We start from the raw sequence: 16,556 nt of genomic DNA, 5'->3' as shown, positions 1-16,556 counted from the left end.
CTGCCCGCCGCTTCGGTCGGTTACGGCCCCCTTGAGGGAATTAGATTCCCTCAAGGGGCCCTTCACGGACAGCCGAGGTTTCTCGCGCGCGGGTCGCCAGCAGGGTGCACCCGACCGCGGTGGCGTAGCCGAGGGCGACCACTGTCATCGGGATGGCCAGCGACATCGTCGAGCCCGCGGTGAGCAGCGTCCCGAGGACCGCGGTGCCCAGCGCGCCACCGGTCTGCCGGGCAGTGTTCAGGACGCCGCTGGCCAGTCCGGTGTGCTCCTCGGGCGGCGTCGACATCGCCACCGACGTCATCGCGGGCATCGCGATCGAGCAGCAGCAGAGCACCACGCCGCCCGCCACCACCAGCGGCAGGGAACCGGCCGCGGCCAGCAGGACGGCGCCGAGCCCGGCGAGGCTGAAACCGGTCAGCATCGGGACTCGGGGACCGAAACGCGCGGTGAGCCGTCCGCTGGCCGTGGCCCCGATGCCGATCGCGACGGTGAGCGGGAGCGTCAGCATGCCGGTCGCGTACGCGGACTGGTGGAGCGGGCCCTGGAGGAACAGCGACAGGCAGAGCAGGGTGCCGTAGAGGCAGAAATTGAAGAGCAGCCCGGCGGTGCTCGCGGCGGAGAACGGGCGGGACGAGAAGATCGCCAGCGGCAGCATCGGATCGCGCCGGCGTCGCTCGACCAGGATGAACGCCAGGCCGGTCAACGCGCCGACGGCGACCAGCGGAACCGCCCAGCCGGACCGGCCGACCTGGATCAGCCCGCCGGCGAGCGCGGACAAGGCGACGGTGCCGAGGACGAGCCCGTACGGGTCGAGGCGACGGTCCCGCGGCTGCGATTCGACGACGTAACGCCAGGTCAGCACGATGGCGAGGACGGCGAACGGAACGTTGACCCAGAAGATCGCCCGCCAGCCGGCCAGCGCGATCAGCACGCCGCCCGCCACCGGGCCGGTCGCGAGGCCGATGGCCGCGATGCCGCCCCACAGGCCGAGCGCGTGCGCCCGCGCCCGGGGTTCCGGGAATTGCCGGACGATCAGCGCGAGCGAGCACGGCAGCAACGCCGCCGCGCCGACGCCCTGCAGCGTCCGCGCGACGATCAGCACCGAAATGCCCGGGGCCAGAGAACACAGCGCGGATCCGACGCCGAACACGAAGATTCCCAGCACGCATACCCGCCGCGAGCCGTAACGGTCGCCGAGGGAGCCCGCGGTGAGCATGCCCGCGGCCAGCGCGATGGTGTAGCTGGCGATCACCCATTGCTCGCCGCCCAGCCCGCCGCCGAGGTCGTGCCGGATCGCTTCGACGGCGACGTTCACCACGGTCGCGTCGAGCTGGACGAGGAAAAAGGGCAGGCACAGCGCGATCAGTGCTAGTCGTTGCCGGGATGCGGAGGTTGTTGCGGTCACGAGACCAGGGTGGCGCGGGAATGGTTCGGCAGGGGCCGAAGTGTCAGAGGTACGGTCGCTGCTTCCGCTTCTCTTCCTCGTACGTTTCGTACGCCGCGCGCGTAGAATCCAAATCGGACACTTCGCTCACCGGAACCTCCCACCAGGCCGAGCCGGGCGGATTGGGCGCGAGCGGATCCGTCTCCACGTGCACCACTGTGGTCACCGGATTCGCCTTGGCCTGCTTCAGTGCCGACCGGAACTCGTCCACAGTGGACGCACGAAGGACGGTCGCGCCGAGACTGGCCGCGTTGGCCGCGAGATCGACCGGCAGCACGTCGCCTTCCAGGAGACCGCTATCGGCGCGATAACGGTAGGACGTGCCGAACCGTTGCGAGCCCAGCGATTCCGACAACGAGCCGATCGACGCGAAGCCGTGGTTCTGCACCAGCACGATGATCACCTTCAGCCGTTCGGCGATCAGCGTGACGAGTTCCTGCGCCATCATCAGATAAGAACCGTCGCCGACGAGGACGACCACTTCGCGCTCCGGCGCGGCCAGCTTCACCCCGACGCCCGCGGCGACCTCGTATCCCATGCAGGAATACGCGTATTCCACGTGGTACGCCTTGGGATCTCTGGCCCGCCACAGCATTTGCAGGTCGCCAGGCATCGAACCGGCCGCGTTGATCACCACGTCGCTGTCGTCGAGCGAGCGGTTCAGCGCGCCGAGGATCTCGGTTTGCGCGGGCAGCGGAGCGTGGCCGAGGTCGAAGCAGGCGTCGGCGGCGCGGTTCCATTCGTCGGCGAGCTGCCGGGTCCGCGCGCGGTAAGCGGCGGAGACCTGCCAGCCGGACAGTGCGGACGACAAGGCTTCCAAGCCGCGCCGGGCGTCGGCGACCACCATTTCGGCGGAGTGTTTCGCGGCGTCGAACCGGGCGACGTTGAGGTTCACGAACCGCACGTCCGGGTTGCCGAACACGGTGTGCGACGCCGTGGTGAAATCGCTGTACCGGGTGCCGATTCCCAGTACGACATCGGCGTCCGCGGCCAGGGCGTTCGCGGCGGAAGTCCCGGTGGAGCCGAGCCCGCCGACCGCGCACGGGTGGTCCCACGGCACCGCGCCCTTGCCCGCGTGCGTGTCCGCGACCGGGATTCCGGTAGCCGAAGCGAAAGCGCGCAGTTCCGGCCAAGCCTCGGAGTACACGACGCCACCGCCCGCGACGATCAGCGGTGCCTTCGCCGACCGCAGCAGCTCCGCGGCGCGCGTCACGGCTTCCGGGGCGGGCACCGGACGGTCGACGTGCCAGACGCGGCGGCGGAAGAAATCCTCCGGCCAGTCATAGGCTTCCGCCTGCACGTCTTGCGGGAGCGCGAGCGTGACCGCCCCGGTTTCCACCGGATCGGTCAGCACCCGCATCGCGGCGAGGGCGGCGGGGATCAGCTGTCCGGGCCGGGTGATCCGGTCGAAGTACCTCGACACCGGGCGGAAGGCGTCGTTCACCGAGACGTCGCCGCAGCGCGGGTCTTCCAGTTGCTGCAGCACCGGATCCGGGCCCCGGCCGGCGAACACGTCGCTCGGCAGCAGCAGCACGGGGAGCCGGTTCGTGGTCGCCAGCGCCGCACCGGTGATCATGTTCGTGGACCCGGGCCCGGTGGACGCGGTGCAGGCGAACGTCTGGAGCCGGTTGCGCATTTTCGCGAACGCGGCCGCGGCGTGGACCTGGCCTTGCTCGTTGCGCGCGAGATAGTACGGGAGAGATCCGCCGGGTGCGGCTTGCAGCAGGGCTTGGCCGAGCCCGGCGACGTTGCCGTGCCCGAAAATCCCGAAGCAGCCGGGGATCAGCCGGTGTTCGGCGCCGTCGCGTTCGGAGTACTGGCCGGCGAGGAACCGCACCAGGGCTTGCGCGGTGGTCAGCCTCATCGTGCGCCTCCGAACGGCAGCCGCGGGTCGACGTCTTGGCTCTCCCAAGTCTGGCGCACCCACGCGTGCGCGGGGTCGTCGCAGATCAGCCACGCCCGCTCGGGTCCGGGGCCGGCCATCACGTTCAGGTAGTACAGGTCGTAGCCGGGCGCGGCCATCGAGGGGCCGTGCCAGCCGTGCGGGATCAGCACGACGTCGCCGCTGCGGACCTCTTTCAGCACGTCGATCGGCCGCTCGTCGGTGCCGTAGACGCGCTGGTAGCCCATGCCGCCGCCGGCGACCTCGAAGTAGTAGATCTCCTCCAGTTCGCTTTCGCCCTCGCGCGCCTCGTCGTGCTTGTGCGGCGGGTAGGACGACCAGTTCCCGCCCGGTGTAAGAACTTCGCAGACGAGCAGCTGGTCGGCGTCGAAGGTGTGCGGCAGGCAGTAGTTGTTGACCTGGCGGCTGCAGTTTCCCGCCCCGCGCAACTCGGTCGGCACACCGGAAGCCGGGCCGTACCGGGCGGGCAACCGCTTCGAGGTCTTCGCCGAGGGCAGCGCGAACCGGCCTCGACCGGTGACGGTCGCCTCGGCATCCCTTGGCAGATAAGCGAAATCGGTGACCGAGTCGAACACGCCGGTACGACCGGCCAGCTCGAACGTCTCGCCGTCGACCGACACCGAGCAGCTGCCGGACAACGGGAGCACGAGCGTTTCCGCGTCGCCGGTGGAGAAAGTCTCGGTGCCGTCGAGTTCCAGCACGCGCAGGCCGGAGAAGCCCCACCCGGCCGATTCGGGAGTGATGACAACACTGAACTGGTTCACAGCAACCCCACCGCGGTGTCGACTGCCTTGGCCACGTCGCCGTCGTGCGGATACAGCAGCGAACGCCCGACCACCAAGCCCTGCACGGTCGGCAGCGCCAGCGCCCGCTGCCAGGACGCGAACGCCGCGTCCGGATCGGTCACCTCGCCGCCGAGCAGCACGGCGGGCAGCGTCGAGGCGGCCAGCACCCGCTCCATCTCGGCGACGACCGGCAGCTTCAGCCAGGTGTAGGCCGAGGAACGGCCGAGTCCGGACGCGATCGTGACGGACCGGATGACCGCCTCGGGGGAGAGGTCGTTCCGGATCTTCCCGCCGACCCAGGCGGACAGGAACGGCTCGACCATCGCGATGAGCTTGCGGTCGGCGAGCGAATCGACGGCCTTCGCGGTGTTCTCCAGCACGCTCGGCGTCACGGGATCGTCGAGGCAGATGCGGGTGAGCATCTTCCCGCCGTCGAACCGCATCCGGGCGATGGTTTCCGCGTCGTAGCAGGCGAACCGGTCGTCGATCTCGAAGCTCGATCCGGCCAGTCCGGTGCGGTTCATCGACCCGAGCACCGTCTTGCCGTCGAGGACGCCGAGCAGCAGCAGATCGTCGATGACGTCCGGGGTGGCGAGCACGCCGGTGACGCCGGGGCGCTCCAGCGCGAGGCACAGCCGCTCCAGCAACTCGCCCCGGTCGGCCATCGCCAGCGGATCGGAGCCGACCGCGTTCGCGCCGCGGGCCGGGTGATCGGCCGCGATGATCATCGCCGCGCCTTGGGCGTTGAACGGCGATTTCGCCCGCACCCGCGCGGCTGCCGCTTCGGCGATCGCCCCCGGATCGTGCACCCGTTTGGCTACGATCCGCTCGACGGTCTTCATGCTTTTCCTCCGAGCATCCGCAGTACCTGGTCTTCCGTCGGCATCGCGTCCGAACAGGCGAGTTCCCCGGCGACGTGCGCCCCTGCGGCGTTCGCGAACCGCATGATCCGCCTGGTATCCCAGCCCGACAACAGCCCGTGCACCAGCGCACCGCCGAACGCGTCGCCCGCGCCGAGTCCGTTGACCACCTCCACCGGCACCGGCGGCACCTCGACCTCGCCGGTGCCGTCCACCGCGAGCACGCCCTTCGGTCCCTGCTTCACCACCGCGAGCGAGATACCCTTGTCCCGCAACGCCTTCGCCGCCGCCCGAGGCTCGCGGACGGCGACCGCGGTATCGCATTCGTCGAGGTTGCCGACCGCGACGGTCGCGTGTTCCAGCGCTTTGCCGACCCATTCGCGCGCCTGCTCGCGGGACTCCCAGAACATCGGCCGGTAGTCGAGGTCGAGCACGGTGACGCCCTCGCGGCCTCGGGCTTCCAGCGCGGCGAGCGTGGCCGAGCGGCTCGGCTCCTGCGACAGCCCGGTCACTGTCGCCCAGAAGACCTTCGCCGCGCGGATCGCGTCCAGGTCGAGTTCACCGGGGGAGAGGTCGAGGTCGGGGGCCTTGGGGAAACGGTAGAAGTAGAGCGGGAAATCGTCCGGCGGGAAGACCTCGCAGAACGTGACCGGCGTAGGCAGCCGCGGCGAGATCCCGACGAACCGGTCGTCCACGCCGTATCCGGCGAGCGCGCGGCGCAGGAACCGCCCGAACGGGTCGTCGCCGGTTTTGGTGATCACCGCGCTGCGCCGGCCGTAGCGGGCGGCGGCGACCGCGACGTTGGTCGCGCTGCCGCCGAGGTATTTGCCGAACGAGGTGACGTCTTCCAGGCCGACGCCGGTCTGCAGCGGGTAGAGGTCCACCCCGATCCGGCCCATCGTGACGAGGTCGAACCCCGTGGTCATCGCGTCCTCCTCGCAGGCTGTGCCCCGACCGTGCCCCGCGCTCGGGGACTTTGTCAAGACATAAGGACATACGCGAGGTAGGCTGCGGCGATGAGCACGAGCCCGGCCTGGGACCCGGTCCGCGGGATCGCGGTGGACCCGGCGAACCCCGAGCCGCTGTACTCCCAGATCGCGGCCCAGCTGCGGGCCGCGATCGACGACGGCCGCCTGCCCGCGGGCTCCCGGCTGGCGAACGAACTGGACCTCGCGGCGGGGCTGCGGCTGTCCCGGCCGACGGTGCGGCAGGCGATCCAGTCCCTGGTGAACCAGGGTCTGCTGGTGCGCAAACGCGGTGTCGGAACCCAGGTGGTGCGCACGAAAGTCGCCCGGCCGCTGCGGCTGAGCAGCCTGTTCGACGACCTGGCCGGACTAGGCGGGACACCGTCGTCGGAGGTGCTGGTCAACCGCGTGGAACCGGCCGATGCCGAGACCGTCGCGCTGCTGGAAGCCCCGGAGCTGAAACAGGTCCGCCGGCTCAAGCGGATCCGCTGCACGGGAGGCGAGCCGTTGGCGATCATGAACAACGTCCTCCCGGACGGCATCCTCGACGTCGTCGACGACGAACTGCGCTCCCAGGGCCTCTACCAGCTGCTACGGCAGGCGGGAGTCCGGCTGCATTCGGCGCAGCAGAGCATCGGCGCGCGCCTGGCGACCGAGGAAGACGCGGCGCAGCTGGAAGAACCGCCCGGCGCGGCGTTGCTGACCATGCAGCGCACCACCTACGACGAAACGGGCCGGGTGGTCGAATACGGCTGGCACGTTTACCGGGCGTCGCGGTATTCGTTCAATCTGCCGCTGACGCACGGTCCGCAGTAGGAATTTCCCGGTTTTCCCCGGCACACGACAGCGTTTCCAGATGCGCCAGCAATTCGGCGGGCGACTTGAGCAGGTGCTGATTCTGTTCCAGCGCACGGACTTGCGCGACGGAAAGCGTTTGCGTGTACGCCGTGACGCGGCCGGTTTCGTCGGTGTGTTTCACCAGCAGCAGCGAACCGACGAGGGCGACGAAATCGTCGCACGCCCCCGCGGCGGACAACAGCTTGTTCGCCGCGTCGGCGTGCTGGGCGTTCACCTCGCTCATCGGTTTCTGCAAGGCGACGACTTCGATCGCGTGCTCGACTTTCTGCAAGCGCTGCTTGACCTCCGAGCGGGACAGCCCGCGCTTGGCCCGGAGCGTGAACCGCTGCGCCCAGGAGGAGATCACCGGAGGACCGTCCGGGACGGCCTCGACGCCCTGCTGCGCGAGCATCTCGGTGATCGCGGCGGCGAGTCGTTCCGCGGCCGCGTGATCGTCGCCGGAGACGTAGACGAAGCAGTACCGGTCCAGCACGGTGGCCGGGGCGTCGGCGGTCACCGTGACCGCCACCCGGGAGGACAGCTCGGCGGGAGCCGGGTCGGCCTTGTCCAGCAAGCCGTCCAGCCGGCTGGGCAGTTCTTCCTCGCCGTGGTCTTCGAGGTCCTCGGCGAGGAGCTCTCGCAGCTTGTTGAGGCAGCGGCTGCGGGTGGGCCCGACGGAGCCCCGCGGCATGTGCAGGGCGTCGGCGACCAGCTGGTAGTCGGCGCGACCGGCGAGCACGGTCAGCCGCAGCAGCTCCTGGCAGCGGTCGGACAGCTGGCGGAAGGCGTTCCAGACCAGGCGGTCCCGGTCCGTGCGCAGGGCCTGTTCCTCGGGGCCGGGCAGGTCGCTTTCGAGGGTTTCGGCGATCTCGTCGCTGAGCGGAACCCGCCGGGGGCGCTTGCGGACGGCCTCGCGGCGGGTGGTGGTGATCAGGTAGGCGGCCAGCGAGCGGGGATTCTTCAGCTGGTCGGCGTGCCGGAACAGCTCGAGCCACGCCGTCTGCAGCACGTCCTCGGTGTCGCGCGGGCTCAGCCCCTGCGCCCGCGCGACGTGCCAGGCGATCGGCGTCAGCTCCTCGACCAGTGCTTGCGCCGCCGATCGGTTCCCCGCCTTCGCCTCGCGCAGATTGGCGTCCAGCCGTTCCCCGCTGCTCCGCGCGTCCGCCGAACGGCCGACACTGTCCGCTTTCCCGGTCATGCGCACCCGCCGATCCCCGTGTGGTCGACTGCCGATCCTAGAGCAGCCCGGCCCTCGACTGTCTACTTAGGACTCGTGGATCCGGCTGAAGTCCGGCTTGCGGCGTTCGCGGTGCGAGGCGAGCCCTTCGCGGACCTCGGGACCGGCGAAACCGTAGAACTCCAGTGCCAGTGAGGAGTCGAAGATCGCGCCGGCGAGCTGGCGGTACCAGAGGTTGAGGCTCTGTTTGGTCCAGCGGATCGCGTTCGGCGCGCCGTTGGCCAGTTCGTGGGCGAGTTCCCGCGCGGTCGGCAGGAGGTCGGCTTCGTCGTCGACGCACAGCGACACCAGGCCGATCCGCTCGGCTTCGGCGCCGTTGAGCGGGCGGCAGGTCATCAGGTAGTACTTGGCTTTGGCCATCCCGCACAGCAGCGGCCAGCACACTGCGGCATGGTCGCCCGCCGCGACGCCGAGGCGGGTGTGGCCGTCGATGATTTTCGCGTTGGCGGCGGCCACGGAAATGTCCGACAGCAGCCCGGCGACCAGCCCCGCGCCGACGGCCGGGCCGTGGATCGCCGAGACGGTCGGCTTCGAGCAGTCGATCACGTTGTAGACCAGGTCTCGCGCCTCGCGCATGGTGCGCGAGCGGGCCTCGAAGTCGTTCGCCAGCTTCTCGACCAGGTCGAACGACCCGCCCGCGGAGAATCCCTTGCCCTCGCCGCGCAACAGGATCGCTTTCACCGAAGGGTCGCGGTCGAATTCGCGCCAGATGTCGGCGAGTTCGCCGTGGGCGGCTTCGCTCACTGCGTTGAGGTGCGGCGCGTCGAGGACGAGTTCGATGACGCCGTCCTCGTCCGGTCCGTCGACCCGCAAGTTCTCGAACTGCGCGTAGCGGCTCATTCAGTTTCCCTCCGTCGTCCGGACCACCTGCGTCACCATGCCATCGGTCCGAACGCTGCCGCCAGGCCCTCGGACGGATCACTGCGGCGCGGTGCCCTCCTCGGCCAGTTCGACGACGAGGCTGCTGCTCGGCCCGGCCGGGCCGAGCAGGTCGAGCGCGATCGAAGGGGAATCGGCGCTGGTCCGCAGCTGCGCGGGCTGTCCGCAGAACAGCGGCGTCCGGTTGCGGTGGCTGATCCAGCGCACCCGCGAGGCGGGGTAGTCGAGCCGCAGCACCTCGGCCAGCGCCAGCGACATCAACGGCCCGTGCACCACCAGACCGGGATAGCCCTCGACGCGCGTCGCGTACGGCCAGTCGTAGTGGATGCGGTGCGCGTTCGCGGTGGCCGCGGAGAACCGCATCAGCAGCGTCGGGTCGGTGGCGAACTCCCAGGTCTGCCCGTCGGTCCGGCGGAACGGCGACCCCACCGGCTCCAGCGCGGCAGCGGTCTCCGGCACCGCGGGCGCGGCGGCGGGCAGCCCCGCCTCGCGGTAGAGCAGGTCCTGGCGCTCCTCGACGAGCCGGGTTCCGTCCATTCCGGACAGTTCGGTGCACACCTGGACAATCACCGTTTTCCCGGGACGGATGGGCTTTTCGGTGACGGAGTCCACAATGGAATACCGGCGCACGGTCTCTCCGACCTTCGGTGCGCGGTGCACCACGACCTCGCCCCCGGCGAGCATCCGCCGCGGCAGCTCCACCGGCGGCAGGAAGCCGTCGCGTGCCGGATGGCCGTCCAGTCCGAGCCGCGACGACACCGGCCAGCGCGGGAGCGCGACCCAGTGCCACAGCGGCGGAAGATCGTCGCCTTCCCCCGGCGCGGGCAGCCCGTTGTCGAACAGAGCGGCCAGCGCGGCGACCGGGCCGGGCTCGATGATCTCTTCGCTGGTGACGGCGTACGGTTCCCAGGCTTCCGGTGCGGACATGGGTTCCTCGGATCTGCTGGCCGGCGGGGTGACGGTGCGGTGGATTTCGAGGCAGTCGGCTGAATACTTTATCAGGCATCGCCCGGTAAGCGCTGGTGCGCGGAAACTTGAACAGGGAAGCTTATGTAATACTTTATCGGTACGACGTCCGCCAGAGGGGGAGGCCGGGGCGATGCCCGAGTCCACGGGCGCGGGACCGCGCCGCGGCGGTCCGGCGAACCTGAAAGCGCTGGCCGCGCACGAGATCCGGCGACGGGTGTTTTCCGGTCAGCTGCGCGCCGGGGCGAAGATCGACCAGGACGCGCTGGCCGACGAACTCGGCATCAGCAAACTCCCGGTCCGGGAAGCGCTGATCACTCTCGACCACGAGGGCGTGGTGGAGCACATCGCCCGCCGAGGCGCGTTCGTGGCCAGGATGACGCGCGACGACATTCGCGATCACTACCGCGTGTTCGGTGTCGTGTCCGGCTTGGCGGCGGAGCGCGCGGCGAAGAACTTGACGCCGGAAAGCCTGCGGGCCTTGCACGATCTGGCGGACCGGATGGAGTCCGGAGTGGACCGTGCCGAACAGGAACGGCTGAACTTCGAGTTCCACCGCAGGATCAACTACGCCGCCGACTCCCGCCGGCTGGTCTCGATCCTGGGCATCCTGGCGAAAACGGTGTCGCACGGGTTCTACGAGGCGCACGAGGACTGGCCGGGCAAGGCGCACGACGACCACCGGAAAATCCTGAACGCGCTCAGCGCCCGTTCGGCCTCGCGAGCCCGGTCCATTGTGGAGAAACACTTCGCGGACGGCGGCGAGCGCGCGGTCGCCTTGCTGGAGAAACAAGGCTTCTGGGACCGCTGACGTCGCGCGTCAGCGCCGCTTCAGCAACTGTGCCAGGTGGACACCGCGCACTCCGGCCAGCTGATCGGCTTGGGTGCGGCAGGAGAAGCCGTCGGCGAGGAACACGGCGTCCGGGTTGTCCCGCAGCGCCGGAAGCAGCGCGTTCTCCGCCACCGCCAGGGAAACGTCGTAGTGTCCGCGCTCCATGCCGAAGTTCCCGGCCAGGCCGCAGCATCCGGCGAGAGTGTGCAGTTCCGCGCCGGTCGCGGCCAGCAGCGCCCGGTCGGCCTCGAAACCCATCACCGAGTGCTGGTGGCAATGCGGCTGCGCGACCACTTTCACGCCGGACAGGTCGGGCGCCTGCCAGCCTTCTGTCTTCGCGAGGAGTTCGGCGAGCGTCGTCACCGCGCCGGAAACCGTTTCGGCGTCCGGATCGCCGGGAAACAAGTCCAGCAGATCGGACCGGAGGACGGCGGTGCACGACGGTTCGACGCCGACGATCGGGAGCCCGGCCTGTGCGTACGGGCGCAGTGTGTGCACGAGGTCGCGGAGTTTCCGGCGGGCGGTGTCGAGCTGACCGGTAGTGATCCACGTGAGCCCGCAGCACGGCCGTCGCGGCGGGACGAGCACGCGATACCCGGCGTCGGCGAGCACGGCCGCGACCGCTTCGGCGACATCGGTGTCCATCCCGTCGGAAAAGGAATCCGCCCACAGCACCACTTCCGGCCCCTGCTCGCGGATCCTGCGCCGGGACCGGGTGAACGACCGGCGAGCGAACCGCGGCGCCCGGCGGCGGGTGTCCACTCCGGACAGTGCTAACAGGACCTTCTCGAGCGGGCGGAGCGACATCAGTGCGTTGACGACGAGCGGGCCCAGTACGGGGATTCGGTGCAGGAGGCGGATCCAGTCCGGCAGCCGGCCCAGTGTGTAATGCGAGACCGGACGGATGCGGTGCCGGTATTTCCGGTGCAGAGCTTCGGACTTGTACTGTGCCAGGTCCACTCCGGCTGGGCAGTCTCGGCTGCAAGCCTTGCAGGACAAGCAAAGATCGAGAGATTCGTGCACCGCGGTGTCCGTCCAGCCGGAAACCAGCGAGCCGTTCGCAACCTCCTGCAGCACCCGGGCCCGGCCGCGGGTGCTGTCTTTTTCGTCGCGAGTGGCGAGATAGGACGGGCACATGAAGCCGCCGGCCGCACGGTTGTCGGCGCGGCATTTCCCGACCCCGACGCAGCGGTGCACGGCCCGGGTGAAGTCGCCGCCGTCGTGCGCGAAGGAGAATCCGCCCGCGACGACGGGGAGCGGACGTGCTTGCGGGCGGCGGAGATCGGCGTCGAGCGGCCGCGGCCGGACGACCACGCCCGGGTTGAGGAGGTCTCCGGGGTCGAAGAGGTTTTTGACCGCGCCGAAGAGTTCGATGGTTTCGGCCGAATACATCTGCGACAGAAGCTCGCCGCGAGCCCGGCCGTCGCCGTGTTCCCCGGAGAACGAACCGCCGTAGCCGACGACCAGCTTCGCGGCGGCGGTCATGAACGCGCGGAACACCGACGCGTCGCGTTCGAGCGGCAGGCCGAGCCGGACGTGCACGCAGCCGTCGCCGAAGTGGCCGTAGGGGAGTCCTTCGAGGCCGAATTCGTCCAGGAGAGCGTCGAAATCCCGCAGGTACGCGCCGAGCCGCTCGGGTGGGACCGCGGCGTCCTCCCAGCCCGGCCACGCCTGCTCGCCCGCCGGCGTCCGGCCGGCCAGCCCGGCTCCGTCCTCGCGGATCCGCCACATCGCGGCGGCCTCGGCTCCTTGCGTCAGCACGACGTGGTCGAGCGCCTGGGAATCCGCGACGAGCCGCTCGGCGTGGGAGCGGGCCTCGGCTTCGGTCTCGCCGCCGACCTCGATCATCAGCCAGCCGCCGCCGTCCGGGAGCGCGGGCACGGCGCCGCGGTGGTTGCGCACCAGGTCGACCAGCCGGGCGTCGAGCCCTTCGACCGCCAGCGGCCGGTGCGGCAGCAGCCCGGGCACGACGTCGCCGGCCGTCGCCATGTCCGGGTAGCCGAGCACGACCAGCAGCCGGGCGGGGGAGATGTCGACCAGGTCGACGGTCGCTTCCAGCGTGACGGCCAGGGTGCCTTCGGTGCCGGCCAGAGCGCGGGCCAGCGACCGGCCGTTCTCCGGCAGCAGGTGCTCCAGCGAGTATCCGGACACCTGGCGGCTGAACCGGCCGAATTCGGTGCGCAGCAAGCTGAGCCGGGTCTCGATCAGCTCGGCGAGACCGGGCACGGCGCCGGACGGACCCGCGGTGAACTGGCGTCCGGTGCCGTCGACCGCGCGCAACTCGCGGACGTTGTCGGCGGTCCGGCCGTACGCGATCGCGTGCGGGCCGCAAGCGTTGTTGCCGATCATGCCGCCGAGCGTCGCGCGGGCGTGCGTCGACGGGTCCGGGCCGAAACGCAGCCCGTGCGGGGCGGCGGCGCGCTGGAGATCGGCGAGGACGACACCGGGCTGGACGACCGCGGTCCGCGCCTTGGGGTCCACCTCGACGATCCGGTTGAGATACCGCGAAAAATCGATGACCACGCCCGGCCCGATCGCGTTGCCCGCGACCGACGTGCCCCCGCCGCGGCTGGTCAGCGCAACGCCGTGGCGGCGGGCGATCTCGAGGGTCGCGAGAACGTCGCCGGTTTCCTTCGGCAGCACGACGACCTGCGGGACGACCCGGTAGTTCGACGCGTCGGCGGAGTACTCGGCGCGACGCCGGACGTCGGCGTGCACCTCGCCGCGGACGTTCGCGCGGAGGTCGGCGAGCAGTTCGGTTTCAGTGGGCATCCCGGCCCTGAATTTAGGTGTTTGAAACAGTGCCGTCAATCCGTACGCTGACGCGATGACCTCGGGACGGAGAGGTCCGCCGCCGGAGCTGGCGCGGGTGCGGCGGGTGAGCGTCGTGGACTCGCTGGTCGAAGAGATGACCCGGAAAATCCTCGGCGGCGAATGGTCTCCTGGGACCACGCTTCCGTCGCTGCGGCACTTCGCGGCCTCGAACGGGGTGTCGATGCTGACCGTCCGCGAGGCGGTCCGGACTCTGCAGGCGCGCGGCTGGGTCGAGACGCGCCAGGGCGTCGGAACGTTCGTGCTGGAACCCGCGGCGAGCCGTTTCGTGCCGTGGCAGCTGGGCGCTTCGGACGCGGTCGAGTACCGGGAGCTGGTCGAGGCCAGGGAGGCGATCGAATCGGCCATCATCGCCCTGGCCGCCCGCCGCCGGACCGCCGCTGAACTGGAGGTCTTGACCGACCTGGTCGACCGGATGGCTGACGCGCGCGCCGACCGGGACCGCTTCCTGGAAGCGGACGCCGAGTTCCACGTCGCGCTGGCCGAGGCCGCGCACAACCGGATCCTGCTGCGCAGCATGCTCGCGATCCGCGTCCCGCTGCGCAGGCTGATGGCCGACCGGCTCCTCGCGGAACTCGCCGAACACCGCGACCTTTCCCGGTCGTGGGAGGACCACCGGGCGATCGTGGAAAGTGTCCGGAGGGGCGTCCCGGAGCCGGGATGCGCCGCACTGGCGCGGATCGCCGAGCGCGGCCTGTCCTATGTGGACGAGCTGGGTTTGCCTCCCGGCCGTCCGGGTAACCGGACTCGCGACGACGATGCCGGGAGGTGATCGAGGTGGCCACGCACGAGACCGTGGACGGACAGCTGTGGACGGAATTCCACCGCGTCGTGAACATGACCTCGCGGGAGCTGGCCGACTGGCTGCGCACCCGGGAAGCCGGTCCGGAGACGGAACCGCTGCCGGACCAGGCAGGATCAGCCACCGGGCGGCGGGTGCTGTCGATCCTGGGCAAGCGCAAGTCGGACGTGAACGAGAGCGACGCCGAGGTGATGCGGGACGTCGTGGACCGGGTTTATGCGGCGCGCCGCGACGACCTGGAACCCGTGGCGGGGGACGCGGGGTGGCGGCAGGGGCTGATGTCTCTGGGGCACGACCCGGTGAAGCCGGTGCGGGGCTGATCTGGCCGGGCTCGGCGGGACGGTGGCTGTGGCTGCGGTTCGGCGGGGCGGGCTCGGTGAGCATGGAATCGGGGTGAGCGCGCTTGCGGGGCTGGGTTTTTCGCAGTCGTGACTCGGACGGGGCGCTGCTTGTGGCCCGCTGGAAGACGAACCAAGCTTCGCCCGCTTAGCCTAGCTTGGCGGCGACCGGTCTTAGGCGTGACAGGCTCGGTGCCAGCGAGCTCGCCAGATCCTGGTACCTGGCAGGGAGCTCGTGTCCGCGAACCCGCCTAGCCCCGGCCCCGGGCGTGAGGGGGCTCGGTCTCCGCGAACCGGCCCAGCCCGACTTCGGGTGTAAGAGGCCCGGCGCAGGCGAACCTGCCAAGCCCCGTCCGCACTCAAAGCCCCGCCCCCCAAGTGGAGCCCCGGGCCTCGGTACGCCCCCGGGACGTGCCGAGGCCCGGGGTTCTTCCCCTCGGCCAGGTGGTTCGTGGGTCAGCCGCCCGCCATCGCGCCGATGATCAGGAACGGTTCGGCTCCGGACAGGACCGGGGCGGGCAGCGGGGTGTCCGGGGCGGTGTTCGACAGGTCTTCCTCGCAGGCGAAGAACCGGACGAACGCCCGGCGTTTGCCCGTCGTCGTGTCGCGGACTGTGCCGCGCAGCTGCGGGTAGGCGCGTTCCAGCGCGTCCAGCAGGGCGTCCCGCGTCGGCGGGTCCTCGACCGGCAGCTGGATCTCGCCCTCGACCTTGGCCAGGCGGCGCAGATGCGTGGGCAGCTTGACGCGCACGACGGTGGTCATCGCAGGGTCTGCACCTCGACCGAGCACACCGCGGGCAGGTCGCGCACGATCGGGGCCCAGCTCTCGCCCGCGTCGTTCGAGGCGTAGACCTGGCCGCCGGTGGTGCCGAAGTAGATGCCCGCCTCGTCGCAGGAGTCGACGGCCATCGCGTCGCGCAGGATGTTCACGTAGCAGTTTTCTTGCGGCAGGCCGTTGGTCAGCGGTTCCCATTCGTCGCCGCCGGTGCGGCTGCGGTACACGCGCAGCTTTCCCTCCGGCGGATAGTGCTCGGAATCGCTGTGGATCGGGACCACGTACACCGTTTCCGGTTCGTGCGGGTGCACCGCGATCGGGAAACCGAAGTCGCTCGGCAGGTTGCCGCTGATTTCCCGCCAGTTGTCGCCCGCGTCGTCCGAGCGCATCACGTCCCAGTGCTTCTGCATGAACAGCACGTCCGGCCTCGACGGGTGCAGGGCGATGCGGTGCACGCAGTGCCCGACCTCGGCGTCCGGGTCCGGAATGCCTTCGGAGTGCAGGCCGTGGTTGATCGGCTGCCAGGTTTCGCCGCTGTCGTCGCTGCGGAACGCGCCCGCGGCGGAGATCGCGGCGAACATCCGCTTCGAGTTCCGCGGGTCGAGGATGATCGTGTGCAGGCACAGCCCGCCCGCGCCCGGCTGCCATCCCGGCCCGGACGTGTGCTTGCGCAGCCCGGTCAGCTCCCGCCAGCTCTTCCCGCCGTCGGTGCTGCGGTACAGCGCCGCGTCCTGCGCGCCCGCGTACACCGTGTCCGGGTCGGTCAGCGACGGTTCGAGATGCCAGATCCGGGTGAACTCCCACGGCTTCTGCGTTCCGTCGTACCAGAGGTGCTCGCCCGCCCCGCCCTCGTAGGCGAAGTCGTGGTCGACCTGGTTCCAGGTCTTCCCGCCGTCGTCGGAACGCTGGATCAGCTGGCCGAACCACGACGTGGACTGCGACGCGTACAGCCGGTCCGGGTCCGCGGGCGAACCGGCGAGGTGGTAGACCTCCCAGCCGCCGAAGTGCGGGCCGTCGACCTCCCAGCGCGTGCGCCCCTCGTCCGAGGTGAGGATGAACGCGCCCTTGCGCGTGCCGACCAATACTCGAACTCCAGGCATGC

The 16,556-nt window shown here is 70.3% G+C and carries 14 protein-coding genes and 1 pseudogene; 4 read left to right on the top strand and 11 right to left on the bottom strand.

The window, feature by feature from the left end:
• Positions 1-40: 40 nt before the first annotated feature.
• From ACWGIC_RS24430 to iolC, 5 genes are read right to left on the bottom strand one after another with little or no spacing between them, the layout of a single operon-like run.
• Positions 41-1,405, bottom strand: a complete 1,365-nt coding sequence (locus ACWGIC_RS24430) for an MFS transporter (protein ID WP_452078267.1) — start codon at positions 1,403-1,405, stop codon at positions 41-43.
• 43 nt (positions 1,406-1,448) lie between these two features.
• Positions 1,449-3,308 carry a 3D-(3,5/4)-trihydroxycyclohexane-1,2-dione acylhydrolase (decyclizing) gene (gene iolD / locus ACWGIC_RS24425; protein ID WP_452078266.1) on the bottom strand — a complete coding sequence of 620 codons (1,860 nt, stop codon included), beginning with the start codon at positions 3,306-3,308 and terminating at the stop codon, positions 1,449-1,451.
• Positions 3,305-4,111 carry a 5-deoxy-glucuronate isomerase gene (gene iolB / locus ACWGIC_RS24420; protein ID WP_452078265.1) on the bottom strand — a complete coding sequence of 269 codons (807 nt, stop codon included), beginning with the start codon at positions 4,109-4,111 and terminating at the stop codon, positions 3,305-3,307. Before iolB ends, iolD begins: the two co-directional genes overlap by 4 nt.
• Positions 4,108-4,974, bottom strand: a complete 867-nt coding sequence (locus tag ACWGIC_RS24415; RefSeq protein WP_452078264.1) for a Cgl0159 family (beta/alpha)8-fold protein — start codon at positions 4,972-4,974, stop codon at positions 4,108-4,110. Before ACWGIC_RS24415 ends, iolB begins: the two co-directional genes overlap by 4 nt.
• A complete protein-coding gene (gene iolC, locus ACWGIC_RS24410) occupies positions 4,971-5,918 on the bottom strand; it encodes a 5-dehydro-2-deoxygluconokinase (RefSeq protein ID WP_452078263.1) in 948 nt (315 codons plus the stop codon). The genes ACWGIC_RS24415 and iolC overlap by 4 nt, the downstream gene beginning before the upstream one ends.
• A gap of 90 nt (positions 5,919-6,008) precedes the next feature.
• On the opposite strand from iolC, the gene ACWGIC_RS24405 reads away from it, so the two are divergent.
• On the top strand, positions 6,009-6,773 hold the full coding sequence (locus ACWGIC_RS24405) for a GntR family transcriptional regulator (protein WP_452078262.1): 765 nt from the start codon (positions 6,009-6,011) through the stop codon (positions 6,771-6,773).
• Between the two features lie 640 nt (positions 6,774-7,413).
• Here the strand turns inward: ACWGIC_RS24405 and ACWGIC_RS24400 are convergent.
• The 3 genes and pseudogenes from ACWGIC_RS24400 to ACWGIC_RS24390 all read right to left on the bottom strand — a co-directional run.
• Positions 7,414-7,992: pseudogene (locus ACWGIC_RS24400) on the bottom strand (RNA polymerase sigma factor); the annotation flags it as partial.
• 66 nt (positions 7,993-8,058) lie between these two features.
• Positions 8,059-8,871 carry an enoyl-CoA hydratase/isomerase family protein gene (locus ACWGIC_RS24395; RefSeq protein WP_452078261.1) on the bottom strand — a complete coding sequence of 271 codons (813 nt, stop codon included), beginning with the start codon at positions 8,869-8,871 and terminating at the stop codon, positions 8,059-8,061.
• A 78-nt stretch (positions 8,872-8,949) separates the two neighbouring features.
• Positions 8,950-9,837, bottom strand: a complete 888-nt coding sequence (locus ACWGIC_RS24390) for an FAS1-like dehydratase domain-containing protein (RefSeq protein WP_452078260.1) — start codon at positions 9,835-9,837, stop codon at positions 8,950-8,952.
• Positions 9,838-10,009: 172 nt separating this feature from the next.
• Between ACWGIC_RS24390 and ACWGIC_RS24385 the strand changes: the two genes are divergently transcribed.
• On the top strand, positions 10,010-10,687 hold the full coding sequence (locus tag ACWGIC_RS24385) for a GntR family transcriptional regulator (protein ID WP_452078259.1): 678 nt from the start codon (positions 10,010-10,012) through the stop codon (positions 10,685-10,687).
• Between the two features lie 9 nt (positions 10,688-10,696).
• On the opposite strand, the gene ACWGIC_RS24380 is transcribed toward ACWGIC_RS24385, so the two are convergent.
• Entirely contained in the window at positions 10,697-13,480 is a 2,784-nt protein-coding gene (locus tag ACWGIC_RS24380) for an FAD-binding and (Fe-S)-binding domain-containing protein (RefSeq protein WP_452078258.1), read from the bottom strand.
• 55 nt (positions 13,481-13,535) lie between these two features.
• On the opposite strand from ACWGIC_RS24380, the gene ACWGIC_RS24375 reads away from it, so the two are divergent.
• Positions 13,536-14,312 carry a FadR/GntR family transcriptional regulator gene (locus ACWGIC_RS24375; protein ID WP_452078257.1) on the top strand — a complete coding sequence of 259 codons (777 nt, stop codon included), beginning with the start codon at positions 13,536-13,538 and terminating at the stop codon, positions 14,310-14,312.
• Between the two features lie 5 nt (positions 14,313-14,317).
• Positions 14,318-14,662, top strand: coding sequence for a DUF3140 domain-containing protein (locus ACWGIC_RS24370; protein ID WP_452078256.1), 345 nt, complete (start codon positions 14,318-14,320; stop codon positions 14,660-14,662).
• A 474-nt stretch (positions 14,663-15,136) separates the two neighbouring features.
• Here the strand turns inward: ACWGIC_RS24370 and ACWGIC_RS24365 are convergent, their stop codons facing one another.
• Both ACWGIC_RS24365 and ACWGIC_RS24360 read right to left on the bottom strand, forming a co-directional pair.
• The gene (locus ACWGIC_RS24365; RefSeq protein WP_452078255.1) at positions 15,137-15,442 is read right to left on the bottom strand and encodes a MoaD/ThiS family protein; all 306 of its coding nucleotides are present in this window, start codon (positions 15,440-15,442) and stop codon (positions 15,137-15,139) included.
• Entirely contained in the window at positions 15,439-16,554 is a 1,116-nt protein-coding gene (locus ACWGIC_RS24360) for a WD40/YVTN/BNR-like repeat-containing protein (RefSeq protein ID WP_452078254.1), read from the bottom strand. Before ACWGIC_RS24360 ends, ACWGIC_RS24365 begins: the two co-directional genes overlap by 4 nt.
• Positions 16,555-16,556 lie beyond the last annotated feature (2 nt).

This window comes from Amycolatopsis sp. NPDC054798 (genome assembly GCF_053611505.1).
Note: the sequence above shows the minus strand (reverse complement) of the source record. Positions and strands in the feature narration are given on the sequence as shown.

Excerpts from the sequence above, each read along its gene's own strand:
- iolD (WP_452078266.1), bottom strand. The coding sequence starts at position 3,308 with ATGAGGCTGACCACCGCGCAAGCCCTGGTGCGGTTCCTCGCCGGCCAG.
- ACWGIC_RS24415 (WP_452078264.1), bottom strand. The coding sequence starts at position 4,974 with ATGAAGACCGTCGAGCGGATCGTAGCCAAACGGGTGCACGATCCGGGG.
- iolC (WP_452078263.1), bottom strand. The coding sequence starts at position 5,918 with ATGACCACGGGGTTCGACCTCGTCACGATGGGCCGGATCGGGGTGGAC.
- ACWGIC_RS24405 (WP_452078262.1), top strand. The coding sequence starts at position 6,009 with ATGAGCACGAGCCCGGCCTGGGACCCGGTCCGCGGGATCGCGGTGGAC.
- ACWGIC_RS24395 (WP_452078261.1), bottom strand. The coding sequence starts at position 8,871 with ATGAGCCGCTACGCGCAGTTCGAGAACTTGCGGGTCGACGGACCGGAC.
- ACWGIC_RS24390 (WP_452078260.1), bottom strand. The coding sequence starts at position 9,837 with ATGTCCGCACCGGAAGCCTGGGAACCGTACGCCGTCACCAGCGAAGAG.
- ACWGIC_RS24385 (WP_452078259.1), top strand. The coding sequence starts at position 10,010 with ATGCCCGAGTCCACGGGCGCGGGACCGCGCCGCGGCGGTCCGGCGAAC.
- ACWGIC_RS24380 (WP_452078258.1), bottom strand. The coding sequence starts at position 13,480 with ATGCCCACTGAAACCGAACTGCTCGCCGACCTCCGCGCGAACGTCCGC.
- ACWGIC_RS24375 (WP_452078257.1), top strand. The coding sequence starts at position 13,536 with ATGACCTCGGGACGGAGAGGTCCGCCGCCGGAGCTGGCGCGGGTGCGG.
- ACWGIC_RS24365 (WP_452078255.1), bottom strand. The coding sequence starts at position 15,442 with ATGACCACCGTCGTGCGCGTCAAGCTGCCCACGCATCTGCGCCGCCTG.
- ACWGIC_RS24360 (WP_452078254.1), bottom strand. The coding sequence starts at position 16,554 with ATGCCTGGAGTTCGAGTATTGGTCGGCACGCGCAAGGGCGCGTTCATC.